Genomic DNA, 13,958 nt, shown 5'->3' on the forward strand with positions numbered 1-13,958 from the left:
TCGTTTGAAGGATCGCTCCGAACTTTCACAGGCCACTGTTACATCGCGGCGCCCGGGCCATTCGTCGGCCGGTCGCTCCGTTCATTTTCGAGGTCGCGAACCCATGGAATCCAGCCTGTTCTCGATCGTGGTGATCAACTTCAACTACGAGCGCTACCTGCGCGCGGCGATCGACAGCGCCCTGGCCCAAACCTATCCGGCGGTCGAGGTGATTGTCGTCGATGACTGTTCCACCGATGGGTCGCGGGCGGTGATCGAATCCTATGGCGCTCGGGTCGTCGCCTGCATGCAGACCCGCAACGCGGGCATGTCGGCCAGCGCCAATGCCGGATTTCGTCGGTCCAGTGGCTCGCGTGTGCTGTTTCTGGATGCCGACGACGTCCTTCATCCGGACGCGCTCGAAGTGTTCGCCTCGCGCTGGGACGAGGGTGTCGCGCAGGGCCAGTCCCGCCTCGAGCTGATCGATGGCGACCGACCGAGCGGAAGCGTCTATCCGCCCTACGAGACCCCCTTCGGCGGTCCCGATGTGCGCGCCGATCTTCTTCGCCGAGGCCGATACCAGACGAGCGTGACCAGTGGTCTGGCATTCGCACGCGACGCTCTGGACAAGGTCATGCCCATCCCGGAACAGGCCTTTGACCGGTCGGCCGACGGCTATCTCGCGACCGTGGTGCCCCTGTACGGAACGGTCATCTCGATCGACCGGCCCCTGGGCGGGTATCGGCGGCACACCGCCAACCACAGCGGCTTCCAGGCGGACATCGCCAGGCGCGCGCGCTGGCGTATCGCTCATGACGAGCACCGCTACGATGCCCTCCGCGTGCATGCCGCTCGAAATGGACTGGATGTCGCGCGGAGCCCTGGTTTGAAAGACCCTCAGCACCTGGAAGAACGCCTGGCATCGCTGTGCTTTGACCCGGAGGCTCATCCCTATGTGCAGGACGCCCGTCTGGAACTGGGCCTCCAGGGCATCAAGGCATCTTTCGCCCTGGATCAGAAGTTAAAGCGCAAGCTCGTCGGCGCGCTCATTTTCGCAGGCGTCGGACTGGCACCCCATTCGGTCGCCAGAAGGATACTGAGCTGGAAGATGGAACGCAGCAGCCGCCCGGCCTTCATTGACGCGCTGTCAGGCTGGCTGCGCCGTCGGCTGGGATGACTTGAGGCACGAAGAGCAAGACTATGGACGGCGCGGCTTCTCGCTCAGCCCACTCCGTCTCACAATCGGAAAGTAGGTCGAGACCGCATACTGACTGCCGAAATCGGAGAGGTGTCCGTAGTCAAAGAACAGCATCTGTCCATCCTGCCTGTAACGGCATCGGTCCAGGCTGCAGAAGGCGGGCATCGGATCGATGAACTGGGCTCCGGCGCTGGATTCACGAACCGTGTCGAACTCAGACGTCTTGAAGGTGGTCACCCAGGCCGCCATCCGGCCATCGGGGGCGAAGCCGGCCTTGCGGCTTTCCAGCACCGAGACATCGAAGGCGAACATCGGGCTCTGGCCGATGACGTAGACGGTAACCCCGGCCTCGCGAAGCCGACGGATCGTTTCCGGAAGCCCGGACAGCCCCCGGGTGCGCAATTGATCCCACCGCGCCGCCAGGATGACGGAATCGGCGTGATATCGCGAAACGACCTCCAGAATACGGGCGTTAAATGCGTGACAGCCCGGCCGCGCATAGGACTCATAGGTCAGGATCGGCGGGCACCCGGCATAGGTATACTGCACCACGTCGTGATCCAGATCGGCCTGTCTGGTGATGAGGCCGGGCACGTACTGGGCCGCGAACGAGTCGCCCCAGAGGACCACGCGAGGCTTGTCGCCGCTGGTCCGGACGCAGGCGTCTTCGGCCCAGGCGTCCGCCGGTTGATCCATCAGGAAGCACCTTCCCTCAAGCCAGGTGTCGGACTGGGTGGCCTGTTTCGCGTCGGACGACATGATCGGCCCGGATGCGGAATATCTGGACATGCCGAAACCGACGGCGGCGATCGAAATCAAGGCTAGCGATGCGACCACGAACAGACGGCGGCGGCTGACAGGGTTCTGCGGTCTGCGAAAAGGCTTCTCGACGAACCACCACGAGAGCGTGGCCAGCAGCACGCTCCCGAACGCCAGCGCGACGATCTCCAGGCCCTGCGGGTCGCGCAACAGGGCATAGCGCGTGAATACGATCAGCGGCCAGTGCACGAGATAGAGCGAATAGGATATCAGCCCCACGAAGACGAACGGTCTCCATGCCAGAATGCGCGAAACCACGCTGCCGCCGGCACCCCCGGCCATCAGAATGGCGACCGCGCCGAGAACGGGCGCTGCCGCCGCGTAGCCGGGGAAGGGGGTGGCTTCATCGAACAACAGAACAGCGGCCAGCACGAGCGCCAGACCCGCGAAGCCCAGCAACTCGCGCACGATGCGGGACAGCGGGTTCACCGGATAGAGCGCCAGCAGCGATCCGGCGAGCAATTCCCAGGCCCGTGTCGGCAGCAGGAAAAACGCCGCGGTGGGTGCGGCGGTCATGGCCGCGACGGACAGCGCCAAAGAGCCTGCCGCGGCGATCGCGATCGTGGGCCGCAGAACTCTCGGCGCGTAACGCCAGCACACGCCAAGAAAGACAGGCATGATGATGTAGAACTGCTCCTCCACAGCCAGCGACCAGGTGTGGAGCAAGGGTTTTGTGAGCGCGGACGGCTCGAAATATCCGGAGGCCTTCCAGAAGAAGACATTGGACACAAACAGAGCGACGCTGATCATGGACTTGCCGAACCCGGCGATCGCACCTCGATCCATAAACAGGATCGAAGCCAGGAAAGACGCCGCGATCATCGCGATCAGCGCGGGCAGAATGCGCCGTATTCGCCGCTCGTAGAAACCGGCGATGGAAAAGCTTCCGTCCTTCAGGTCACTCGAAATCGCCTTGGTGATCAAAAAGCCCGAAATGACGAAGAATACGTCGACGCCGACGTAGCCGCCCGAAACGACTGTCAGGCCGCAGTGGAACAGGACCACGGGCACGACGGCCAGCGCGCGCAGGCCGTCGATATCGGCGCGATACTTGATGTGGCTCACGGATAGACCTTCCTGGCCACAGACCGCCCACGTCCCAAGGCCAGGCGCGACTGGAAATGTCCCATCAGACCGGCAACAGATACCGCGGCCAGGGCGCTTCCTTGGGCTGCGCCGGTCGCGGCAGCTTGTCCCTGACGATGCGCATGGCCACGAACGGCAAGGTGGACGGCTCGTCGAGGGCCCGCATCAGCGCGAGGGCCAGGCCTGACTGTCTGCGATCGTCCAGCAGCCGCCGGTGCCGGTAGTTGGCCGACACCTGTCGGCGGTACCGTCCGAACAGCGCGCGTTCACGATCTGCCATCGGAGCATCCTCGGCCCAGCGATCGAGCGCGCCCAGCAAGGCGGCCAAGTCCATGGTCGAGTGGCGACCGCTCAGCGACCCTTCGCGGACGACGGCGACATAGCCACACCGACCGACGGTCAGATAGCAGCCACCGGCGGCCAGGATCTGGGCATACAGCAGAAAATCCTCGCTCAGCCGCAAGTCTTCATCATACCGCAGTCCGTGTTGCTCCAGAAACGACCGACGCATCAACGGCTTGAGAAATCCAAGTTCCGAACGTGCCAGACCGCGCCGGGAGATTCCACCGGCCAGAAGAGCCGCGAGGGTGAGGCCGGACGTGTCTGCGTCGGTTGTCGTCGGGGGCAACCCCAGTTCGATATCGGGCTGACCTTCCTCCACGAAAGCGATGTTGTCGGCGATGGCGTCCCATCCCGGGACCGCAAGCAAAGGCTTGAATCGATCGGGAAGAAGGTAATCGTCTGCATCGAGTACGGCGACATACGGGGAATGACTGCTGGCCAACGCCAGATTTCGGGCCGCAGATGGTCCCCGATTGACCGTTTGAACCAGCACAGTCAGGCGCCCAGATCCGTCATCGGCGGCCGCAGCGGCGGATCGCGTCCCATCTGTGGATGCGTCGTCGACGACCACGACCTCGCTGACTTCAGCTTGCAACAGGGCCGAGGCGACGGACCGCGCGACGGTACCTTGCGCATTCCACGCTGGAATGATCACGCAAACGGACAAGTGTTTCCCCGCCAGCCTCTGTGTGGAACTCGGATCGCGCGGGCCTTGAGCTCCGGCACCGAAGACCTAGCGTCAAGCTCAACTCCAGGATATCCGATTTCGCATCTGCAGCAATATACGGGTCTCACGGCGCTCGCGCGTGTCGGATTTGCCTCAGCTTGCGGGCCGCCTGGCGCCCTAACGCGCCGTGCCGACCAAGATCCGGGCTGGCTCTCCGATCCAGGCCTCCGACTTCGGAGCCTTCATCAGATAACCATAGGCGGATACGGCGACGACGATCAGCATGGGGTCGAAGAAGGCCCCGAGATAGGTTTCGGTATAGGATCGGAAGATCGCGATCACGGCCATGGTCGCCAGGAATATGAGCGATCCATCGGCCCCGCGTTCGGTCGCCGCGTAGAGAAGACGCAAGGTCCCGATGCCCAGGCCCCCGAAGATCGCGGCAGCGCCGAGAAACCCAAAATCGACCAGCACGTCGCGAAAGGTGTTGTGGAAGCTGAATCCAAGACCGCTGTCCAGATCGGCCCAGCGCAGCAATCCGATCGTTTCCGATCCACCGCCGAGCCAGATCGCGCGGTACCCGTGACCGATCAACGGCCTGTCTCCGATCAGGACGTCGGCGTGCCGCCACAGATAATCACGCCCTGTCAAACCGGTGTCCTTACCCAGCACATCGACCAGGAACCACGTGCCGAAGTTGTCGACGTCTTGCCGGATGAACCACAGCACCAGGACAGTGATCACGACCAGGATCGCCGTCGCGAACTTGCCCAGCGTCGACATCCGCGAGGTGGCCAACAGCAGCAAGGATACGACCAGGAAGATGGCCAGTGAAAGCAGAGCCCCGGTCGCGAATGATTGAAACAGGAAAAAGACAGCCAGCAGACCGGCGGCGATCGCGGCTCTTCGAAGGATCACAGGCTGTTGCGCCGTCATCATGATGGTCAGCGACGCGGTCACGATGAGAAGGCACAGGTTGCCCATGGCGTTCTTGGATCCCACGAACCCGACCAGGACATTGCCCCCCTGTGACTGGCCCTTGGTGCCGTCGATGACGCACAGCAGCAGGATGATGACGCTTCCGATCAGCAGGGCCCGCACATACCGCGCGGGTGTGCTGGTGCCCGCCGCGACCAGGATCGCGAGGATCGTGGTAGCGACCTGAAGTCCATATCGCAGGCTGACGGCCGGTTGATCCGACCACAAAGCCGAGAGCGGATAGATCGACGCGACGAGCAGAAGCGGCCAGGCACTCAACGCGTTTCGAGCGGCCAGAGGGTGCAGATAGACCAGGGCGGCAGCACCGCCCATGACGAGCAGCGGGCCGATCGGCCCCAATCCGCCCATGAAGGACCCGCAGACCATCGCGGTGAGCGCGATTTCGGAAAAGAGCGACTGGGGCGAGACGGCCGGGGCCGTTCCACCGTGGCTGCCGCCTGGGGCGAACGGTCGTGGGGCGACTTGGGACATGAGCCTTCAATCTTGGAACGGATCGAGCGGGCAGGTGCTCACCGGCCGTCGTTCGGATGGAACATCCGTGTTTGGTCTATTTCCACAGATCATGCGACGACGGATAGGTCCTGGTCCCCGACCATTGCGCGAAATCTTCAAACACGATCCCCAACACACCCGTCTCGTTGCCCGGGTGGATGGCGTCGGGGCGGACCGGCGGCAGGTGCTCCATCGCCAGAAGCACTAACCTGAGAATCCGGCTGATCCGCATGGTCCAAGCCGACCCGACGGCTCGAAGCCTTTCGCGCTGTACAGTTCCTTAAACCGTCCCCAGCCCGACGAACGCTCGCGCGGCACCGAAGTCTCCGGCCTCGAAGGTCGTGGTGGCGGCGCTGCCGTCGCGGAACAGGAACTCGACCAGGAAGGGTTCGCGCGGGTCGAGGGCCGCCAGCGCGTCCGCTCCGGCTTGTGGGAAATGCCAGATCTCACCCTGTGTCCGGCCCGTGGCCAAAAGCGAGACGGCCGCGGCCCGTGTGCCGGCGGACCAGATTTCCTTGCGCCCCGTGACGGGTGGCAGGACCGCCGATCCGGTGGCGGTCAGCCACGGGCGCGGAGCCAGGGCTGGATCGCGCACGACGATCCGCGCCGCATAGGGACGGGGTCGCCCGACGAACGATACGACCGCCGACAGGCTGTTGCCGCCGAACACCGTGCCGGGCTGGGCCGGGCCGGCGCTGAGGCCGAAGCGGACCGGCGAAGCCCCGACCACCGACGGCTGGACCAGTCGCCAGGCGGCGTCTTCGCGCCGGACGCGGTCGGCGGTCCAAGTGGCGCGGTCGCCGATGAAATCCATGCGTGGAATGCGCTGCCAGCCCGCGAAGGCGTCGGCCACGCGGTCGCGGACGGTCGCCAGTTCCGGATTGGCGCAATCGACCCGCGCGGCGCGATAGCGGGCGCGGGCGGCGGTCGCGTTCAGCGTCGCCTCGGCCACGCCGCCCCTCAAGGCGGCACCGCGAGACTGCAGGGTGGCGGCGTTCAGGGCCCCGGCGATCGGCCCGCGAAACAGGCCGCACTTCTGGTCGGCGGCCAGCACGAACGTCCGGTCGTAATAGGTGCCGCCACCCTCGGCCGAGGCGAGCACGGGCGACAGGGCCATGACGGCACCGATGGCGACGGCCCAGACTCTTGATCTGGCGATACGGGGGAAACGGCCTATCCTCATGGGACCGACCGTAGCGCCATGACGTTCCGGTCCCGTTGCCGGACAGGGTTACCGATTTGCTTCTGAACTCAGACCTGTGGGTCGGCGCCCTGATCCGTCGGGCCCAGATCGAAGGGGCCAGTGCGACGGTGGTTCGCCGGGGCGACGCGCGCGCGGGCTCAGTTATCGTCAAAGCCTACAATACCTCGGACCGCACCGCGCGGTTATATAGCGAGGCCTTCGGACAGGACGGCGATCGCCTGTGGATCCAGCCGGTGACGGGCAGCGAGAGCGACCTCGACGGCTATATCGACCGCCAACGCGGCTATGATCCCGACCTCTGGGTGATCGAGATCGAGGACCGCCAGGGTCGGCATTTCATCACCGAGACGGTTGCCGACGACGGCTGAGCCGCGGTCGCAAATCCTTAAGGACGTTCGGACACCGAACCGAAAACCAACCGGGTGCATGGTCGGGTCGTCGACAGAACCGTCGGCGTCGACCGGGTGGCTTTCCCTATGCTGTTTCTCATGAACGACGTGGTGTTCGACCTGGACGAGGCCTCTCCGGTCACGTCGGCCGATGCGCGCCGGTTCGAGAAGCTGGGCTTCGACTATCTGATGGAGCTGGGCTGCGAGCTGTTCGCCGAGGATCCGCTGCTGCATCGCAACGACCCTGAACGGGCACGGCGCCTGGCCTGGCTGATCCACGACCGCTCGCCCGAGGTGAATGCCGCCCTGTTCGCCGCGCCGGAGTTCGACTGCGATCCCGCCCTGGTCGAACCCCGCTTCTGCGCCCTGCCCGACGCGGTGCTGACCCAGCTCAACGTCAAGAGCGGCAAGGGTCGTCTGGACGCCGTCGCCGCCGACCGCGCCGTCTGGGGCCGCATGGCGGCCTGACCCATCTCACGCCGCGCACGCTCGCGACGCTCGCGGAAGCCGCCTAGAGAATGGCAGCCATCACGACGTGCACCAACAGTGCCGCCGCCACGATGAAGCCGAAGCCCGAAACAAGACAGATCGACGGGTGAATGCCGCTCTTCGTCGTCGTCCGATCATGCCGGACCGTCGAAACGCGGTGTGCTGAATCCAGCAGAGCCATGGTCGTTTCCTTCTTCCCTGCGGCGTCAGGCTCGCGTCCATGACGTCTCGCGAGACTGAGGATGACTCCTAAAGCCCCTTTTGACGAGGGGTTTTTCACAGGCTTGGCCAGGCCTGTGAGCGATGCCACAATCGCCTTGCCCGAAACAAACGACGTCGGGCGACGGGGGGAATACATGAGGTCTCGTCTCATCAGGGTATGGGCCGTGGTCGCCGTGGGGCTCATGGCCCTGGGCTGGGCGGCGCCGGCCAGCGCCGAATGGCGCCGGGCCGAGAGCGAGCGCTTCATCGTCTATTCGGAGGGGCGGGAAAGCGAACTGCGTGACTACGTCCGCAAACTCGAGATTTTCGACCTGATCCTGCGTCAGCGGCTGGGCGTGCCGGTGGACCAGGTCCCGCCGCGCAAACTGCCCATCTATCTGGTGGAAGGACCCCGCGCCCTGGCGACGGTGTTTCCCTCCATCGGAGCCGATGTCGTGGGCATCTATACGCCCAGCAACGAGGACATCTTCGCCGTGGCGATCCGCGATGGCGACGACGACACCCTGCTGCATGAATACACGCACCATTTCATGTTCCAGCACTCGGCGGTCGCCTATCCCAGCTGGCTGGTCGAAGGCTTTGCCGAATATTTCGCGACGACGGAGATCGAGGGCACGCGGGTCGAAATCGGACAGGCGAATGTCGGCCGGGCGATCATGCTGGCCGATCGGGTCTGGATCCCGCTGGATCAAGTCCTGACCAGGCCACTGGGCGAAATTCGTCTGCCGCAACTGCGCGATACCTATTATCCGGTCGCCTGGGTGCTGACCCACTGGATGATGGGCGACCCCGAGCGCAGCCAGCAGCTGCAGGCCTATATCGACGACGTCGGCGCCGGCGGTGATCCCGCAGAGGCGCTGGTACGCGCCACGGGCATGTCGCTGGGCGACATCGAGCACGAGTTGCGCGACTATATCCGGGGCCGCATTCCGGCCCGTCGCTACGATTTCAATCTGCCCGCGCCCCCGATCGCCGTCACGACCTTGCCTCCGTCGGCCGATGGACTTCTTCTGCTGAACCAGAGGCTGAAAGTGGGTGTGAACCGCGAGCAACGGGACGCCACCACGGTCCTCGTCCGGCAACGGGCGGCCGCCTATCCCGACGATCCCTTCGCCCTGCTGGCGCTCGGTCATGCCGAGCTGCATTTCGGCGATCCCGAGGCCGGCGAGGCCGCGCTGACCCGCCTGCTGGAAATCCAGCCGGACAATGTCGAGGCGCTGCAGCTGATGGCGACCCGGGAGATCCAGCAGGCGCAAGATCAGGACGATCCCGCCCGGCTTCGGCGGGCGAGAGGATATCTGGGGCGAGCCTTCGCCGTCGACGATGCCAACTTCCGCACCTTCGTCCTGCTGGGCTCGACGCGCGAGGGCGCCGCCGACTATCCCAACGAGAACGATGTCGCGACGTGGGAACTGGCCAATACCCTGGCACCACAACTGCCGACCGCGCGGCTGGGTCTCGCCAGCGCCCTGATGCGATCGGGACAGTCCGAGGCGGCCGTGCGCCTTCTGCGACCGCTGGCCAATGCGCCCCATGGCGGAGGGGCGGCCCAGGCCGCGCAAACCCTTCTGGCACAGGCGACCGCGGGACAGGCGCCCCTGAGCGACGAGGCCATCGCGGCGGCCGTGGATGCGGATAATCCGGAAGGCCAGCCGCCTGCGGAGCCCGAGACACCGCCAGAGCCCGGGCCCGCCTCCGGGCGCTGAGCCGGCGCGGGGTTCGACTTTCGGGCGTGGTCGCGCTACCTCCCGCCGCCATGTCCAAGCTCACCCTGAACGAGGAGGCCCTGCGCCGCAGGACCTTCGCCATCATCGCGCACCCTGACGCCGGCAAGACGACGCTGACGGAGCATATCCTGCTGTCCGGCGGGGCGATCCGGGCGGCCGGGGCGGTGCGGGCGCGGGGCGAGAACCGGCGCACCCAGTCGGACTGGATGAAGATCGAGAAGGAGCGCGGCATCTCCGTCAGCGCCTCGGTCATGACGTTCGAGCACACCACGTCGGACGGCGTGGCCAAGATGTTCAACCTGCTGGACACGCCGGGCCACGAGGACTTTTCCGAGGACACCTATCGCACCCTGACGGCCGCCGACTGCGCCATCATGGTGCTGGACGCGGCCAAGGGCATCGAGCCGCAGACGCTGAAGCTGTTCGAGGTCTGCCGCCTGCGTGACATCCCGATCATCACCTTCATCAACAAGCTGGACCGCGAATCCCTCGATCCGATGGAGCTGCTGGACCAGATCGCGTCCCAGCTTCAGCTCGATCCCGCCCCCATCTGGTGGCCGGCCCAGAGCGGCAACCGACTGCGTGGCATGGTCGAGGTCGGGACCGGCCGGTTCCAGCCCTATGCCCGCAAGATCCCTGGCGCGGTCGAGGACGCGGGCCATCCCGATCCACTGCCCCTGACCGACGCCGCCCGATATTTCGAACCCGGCGAGCAACAGGAGCTGATGGACGCGGCCGAACTGGTCACCGGCGGCTATCCCGCCTTCGACCGGCAGTCCTTCCTGGAAGGCCACATGACGCCGGTGCTGTGGGGCTCGGCCCTGCGCCACTTCGGCATCGACGAACTGCTGGCCGCCATTGGAGAATGGGCCCCGCCGCCCAAGGTCATGCCGGCGAGGAAGGAAGCCCCGCCCGAGACGCGCAACGCCCCCGCCCCGGTCGAGCTGACCATCCAGCCTGGCTCCGACGAGGTCACCGGCTTCGTCTTCAAGGTCCAGGCCAATATGGACCCCAACCACAGGGACCGCATCGCCATGTTCCGCATGGCCTCGGGCAGCTTCAAGCGCGGCATGAAGCTGAAGGTCCAGAACACCGGCAAACAGTTGTCGGTGAACGCCCCCATCATGTTCTTCGCCAGCGATCGCGAGCTGGCCGAGGACGCCTTCGCGGGCGACGTCATCGGCATCCCCAACCACGGCGTGCTGCGGGTGGGCGACAGCCTGTCGGAGAGCGGCCTGATCCGCTTCGCCGGCCTGCCCAACTTTGCGCCGGAAATCCTCCAGCGCGTCCGGGTCAAGGATCCGCTGAAGGCCAAGCATCTGAAGAAGGCGCTGGATGGTCTGGCCGAGGAAGGCGTGACCCAGCTGTTCCGACCCGAGATCGGCGCGGACTTCATCGTGGGCGCGGTCGGCCAGCTGCAGTTCGAGGTCATGGCGGATCGCCTGGGCGAGGAATACGGGCTGGAGGTCATCTTCGAGCACAGCCCCTATGCCGAGGCGCGCTGGATCGACGGCGAGAAAGCCGACGTCGAGGACTTCATGGGCAAGTATCGTGGCCAGATGGCCCGCGACATCGACCAGGCTCCGGTCTTCCTGGCCAAGTCCAGCTGGGAGACCGGCTACGTCATGGAGCGGTTCCCGAAGGTCGCCTTCACGAAAACCAGGGAGCGGGGCTGAACCGTCAGGTTTCGTGCCATTGTTCTGTCGCGACGGCATGCTGGGATGACGCCATGACCAGACGATCGACAGCCCCGCTCCTGACCCTGGCCCTTGTGTCGAGTGGCTTGCTCCTGGCCACGGGCGTGTCGGCTCAGGACCAGGGCAGCGCCACGACCCGGTCCCTGAACACCGGCCCGGCGCAATCGGTGATGACGCCGCGTCCCAATGCCCAGCCGCCGCTGGCTCCGACCTCTCAGGTCAAGCCCAAGCCCGACCCCTCCCGCACACTCGAGGATCTGCTGGGTGACGTCGACGGCCCGGACCGCAACGAAGCGACGGAGGACGAGCCCGCGACCGGCGTCACCCTGGCCGAGGGCCAGACCGAGCCCGAGCCCATTCCCCTGGCCCTGGGCTACTATGCGCGCGGCGACAAGGACTGCGCCGAGGTGTGGCCGGGCGACGGCGATCTGGCCTTCGCCACCCCGACCTCCTTCACCATCGACTTCGGCGGCTGCGAGCCGGGCCAGTGGATGCAGACGGGTCCCAACAGCTGGCGCGAGGCGCAACGCTGCCAGACCGAGCTGGGCGGCGATGCGGGGGCCTATACCATCAACTATGAGGTGATCGACGCCGGCACCCTGAAACGCACCGCTCGCCTGGCCCTGGACGGCAGCGTCGAAGAGGACGAGTGGAAGCATTGCGACGCCGCCACCGTGCCGGACAACGCGCGCTTCGCACCCTAAGGCGAAGCGGCACGCGCCGGTCGATTGCGATGGCGGCCTTTAGGTCCGCGGTCTACCGGCTTTCGCAGGACTGAGCCGTTTTCTGATGGGCTTTTCGACGGCCAGGAAGGCGATCATTCCCAGGCCGATGCCGCACGCCACCCCCAGGACGATGGTCACCCAGATGGGCAACCCCAACGGAGCCGTCGCCTTCGCCACGATCGACACGGCAAACCCGTGCCACAGATAGATCGAGTAAGAGGCATTCCCGGCGAACATCGCGATGCCTGACCCCGGCGTGTTGTCGCGACGATCTATGGACACGACGCCGAAGACGATGGCTGTCGACGCCAGGCCGCAGGCCAGGGTGACGAGCAGCCCGTGCCAGGGAATGAGGCAAAGAGCGACGGTTCCGCCCACCACGACGAGTGGGGCGATTGCGGAGGGAAGCGTGAAGCCCCTTCGAACGGCTTCGGCGACCCAGACCCCGGCCAGGAAATGGCCGATCAGAGCGTTCGTATAGGTGGCAAGGATGGGGTCGCCCGGCCTGAAAACGGCACCCACGCCGATCAGGAAGAAGAAGGTCGCCGTCATCCCCCAGAGCCGGACGCGAACCGGTGTGAACAGGAAGGCGGCGAAGACGGCGTAGAAGAACATCTCGTAGTTCAGCGTCCAGCCGGGCGGCAGGATCGGCCAGATTTCCGTCGCCCCTCGCGCCACGTAGGGCACGAACAAGAGCGACTTCAGCACGGAAGCAACGCCGATGTCGTTCTGGGTCGTCTGGACCGCACCTATCAGCTCCGCGACGATGATCGCCGCGGTGGCCAACCAGTACGAGGGTACGATCCGCTTGATCCGATCGATCAGGAATGCCCCAGGCGCTCTGGGCCTCGCGCTGGTCAGCGTCCACATGATGAAGCCGCTTATGACGAAGAACACATCCACGCCGCGCGCGCCCGGGCTCAGATCGACGCCATACCTTTGCGCGGCGTGGAAGACGACGACGGCGATGGCCGCGAACGCGCGGAGGTACTGGACGCCGAGGTAGGTCTGAACGCCCTGGCTCCGTGGGCGGAGAGCCGTGTCGACGAGCGACGATTCTACCATTTGGGTTCGGCCCGCGCTGCGGCGATCGGGCTCGGACCGTGACGATTACTCACACCGACAACGCCCGCCGTTCGACCGCGACGGTCGCGCCGGAACCCCGTGCCTGCACCACCTGGCGGTCTTCACCCTCCAGTCGGACGGCCGACAGGGTGTTGGTCGCATAGGCACCGGTATCGACCCCGATCCGCCGGCCCGTGAAGACGACGTCGTCGGCCGGTGTATGTCCATGAACGATCACCTGATCGAACGGCTTGGGATGGTTCAGAAAGGGCTGACGGATCCACAGCAGGTCGTCGGCCGACTGTTCGGCCAAGGGGACGCCCGGCCGCACGCCCGCATGGCAGAAGAAATAGTCGCCGACCGACGCCGACAGGCGCTGACCATCGAGCAAGGCCTTGTGTCTCGGGGGCAGGGCGGCGGCGAGGTCGCCGGCCGCCTGGGTCCAACCCGGCAGATCGCCGCGCATCGCAGGCGATGCGACGCCGTAGGACGCCAAGGTTTCGCGACCGCCATAATCGCACCATGACGGACCGATCTCGGGTTGTTCGAGAAAGGCCTCCATCCGCTCTTCGTGATTTCCCATGAGGAACACGCTTTCGATCGACGGGTCGTCGGAAAGATCGCAAAGCTGGTCCAGGACACCCCGCGAATTCGCCCCGCGATCCACATAGTCCCCCAGACCGATCACGATCGTTCGGCATCCCGCCTGGTGCGAACGATCGGAACGCACGTCCGCGAGCAGGCCAGCCAGCAGGTCGGCCCGTCCATGCACGTCGCCGATCGCCCAGACGACGACGTCCGCCGGAACGCGGGCGGTGGGTGACGTCGTCCTGGGTGCGCGCAGGCGTCCGAACATGG

The 13,958-nt window shown here is 65.6% G+C and carries 13 protein-coding genes; 6 read left to right on the top strand and 7 right to left on the bottom strand.

Annotation, left to right across the window (positions count from 1 at the left end; all coding sequences use genetic code 11):
- The first annotated feature begins 4 nt into the window (after positions 1 to 4).
- A complete protein-coding gene (locus tag AC1DW4_RS01790; protein WP_477015525.1) occupies positions 5 to 1,156 on the top strand; it encodes a glycosyltransferase in 1,152 nt (383 codons plus the stop codon).
- A gap of 21 nt (positions 1,157 to 1,177) precedes the next feature.
- Here the strand turns inward: AC1DW4_RS01790 and AC1DW4_RS01795 are convergent, their stop codons facing one another.
- The 4 genes from AC1DW4_RS01795 to AC1DW4_RS01810 all read right to left on the bottom strand — a co-directional run bounded on the left by AC1DW4_RS01795 (position 1,178) and on the right by AC1DW4_RS01810 (position 6,765).
- On the bottom strand, positions 1,178 to 3,061 hold the full coding sequence (locus AC1DW4_RS01795) for an acyltransferase family protein (protein ID WP_477015526.1): 1,884 nt from the start codon (positions 3,059 to 3,061) through the stop codon (positions 1,178 to 1,180).
- A 64-nt stretch (positions 3,062 to 3,125) separates the two neighbouring features.
- A complete protein-coding gene (locus AC1DW4_RS01800; protein WP_477016197.1) occupies positions 3,126 to 4,079 on the bottom strand; it encodes a glycosyltransferase in 954 nt (317 codons plus the stop codon).
- A 189-nt stretch (positions 4,080 to 4,268) separates the two neighbouring features.
- Entirely contained in the window at positions 4,269 to 5,561 is a 1,293-nt protein-coding gene (locus AC1DW4_RS01805; RefSeq protein WP_477015527.1) for an O-antigen ligase family protein, read from the bottom strand.
- A gap of 301 nt (positions 5,562 to 5,862) precedes the next feature.
- Positions 5,863 to 6,765 (bottom strand): hypothetical protein, encoded by a 903-nt coding sequence (locus AC1DW4_RS01810; protein ID WP_477015528.1) that lies wholly within the window; start codon positions 6,763 to 6,765, stop codon positions 5,863 to 5,865.
- A gap of 56 nt (positions 6,766 to 6,821) precedes the next feature.
- Here AC1DW4_RS01810 and AC1DW4_RS01815 point away from each other — a divergent pair, with 56 nt between their 5' ends.
- The gene (locus tag AC1DW4_RS01815; protein ID WP_477015529.1) at positions 6,822 to 7,154 is read left to right on the top strand and encodes a DUF1491 family protein; all 333 of its coding nucleotides are present in this window, start codon (positions 6,822 to 6,824) and stop codon (positions 7,152 to 7,154) included.
- Positions 7,155 to 7,262: 108 nt separating this feature from the next.
- Complete coding sequence (locus AC1DW4_RS01820) at positions 7,263 to 7,643, top strand: hypothetical protein (RefSeq protein ID WP_477015530.1); 381 nt, start codon at positions 7,263 to 7,265, stop codon at positions 7,641 to 7,643.
- A gap of 43 nt (positions 7,644 to 7,686) precedes the next feature.
- Here the strand turns inward: AC1DW4_RS01820 and AC1DW4_RS01825 are convergent, their stop codons facing one another.
- Positions 7,687 to 7,845 carry a hypothetical protein gene (locus AC1DW4_RS01825; RefSeq protein WP_477015531.1) on the bottom strand — a complete coding sequence of 53 codons (159 nt, stop codon included), beginning with the start codon at positions 7,843 to 7,845 and terminating at the stop codon, positions 7,687 to 7,689.
- A 175-nt stretch (positions 7,846 to 8,020) separates the two neighbouring features.
- Between AC1DW4_RS01825 and AC1DW4_RS01830 the strand changes: the two genes are divergently transcribed.
- The 3 genes from AC1DW4_RS01830 to AC1DW4_RS01840 are packed head-to-tail and all read left to right on the top strand — an operon-like array spanning position 8,021 to position 12,014.
- Positions 8,021 to 9,592 (top strand): tetratricopeptide repeat protein, encoded by a 1,572-nt coding sequence (locus AC1DW4_RS01830; RefSeq protein ID WP_477015532.1) that lies wholly within the window; start codon positions 8,021 to 8,023, stop codon positions 9,590 to 9,592.
- A 50-nt stretch (positions 9,593 to 9,642) separates the two neighbouring features.
- Positions 9,643 to 11,289 carry a peptide chain release factor 3 gene (locus AC1DW4_RS01835; protein ID WP_477015533.1) on the top strand — a complete coding sequence of 549 codons (1,647 nt, stop codon included), beginning with the start codon at positions 9,643 to 9,645 and terminating at the stop codon, positions 11,287 to 11,289.
- A gap of 53 nt (positions 11,290 to 11,342) precedes the next feature.
- Complete coding sequence (locus AC1DW4_RS01840) at positions 11,343 to 12,014, top strand: hypothetical protein (RefSeq protein ID WP_477015534.1); 672 nt, start codon at positions 11,343 to 11,345, stop codon at positions 12,012 to 12,014.
- 39 nt (positions 12,015 to 12,053) lie between these two features.
- On the opposite strand, the gene AC1DW4_RS01845 is transcribed toward AC1DW4_RS01840, so the two are convergent.
- Entirely contained in the window at positions 12,054 to 13,100 is a 1,047-nt protein-coding gene (locus tag AC1DW4_RS01845) for an acyltransferase family protein (protein WP_477015535.1), read from the bottom strand.
- Between the two features lie 49 nt (positions 13,101 to 13,149).
- Positions 13,150 to 13,956 carry a metallophosphoesterase family protein gene (locus tag AC1DW4_RS01850; protein ID WP_477015536.1) on the bottom strand — a complete coding sequence of 269 codons (807 nt, stop codon included), beginning with the start codon at positions 13,954 to 13,956 and terminating at the stop codon, positions 13,150 to 13,152.
- Positions 13,957 to 13,958 lie beyond the last annotated feature (2 nt).

It is taken from the genome of Brevundimonas sp. P2_A6, from assembly GCF_056404975.1.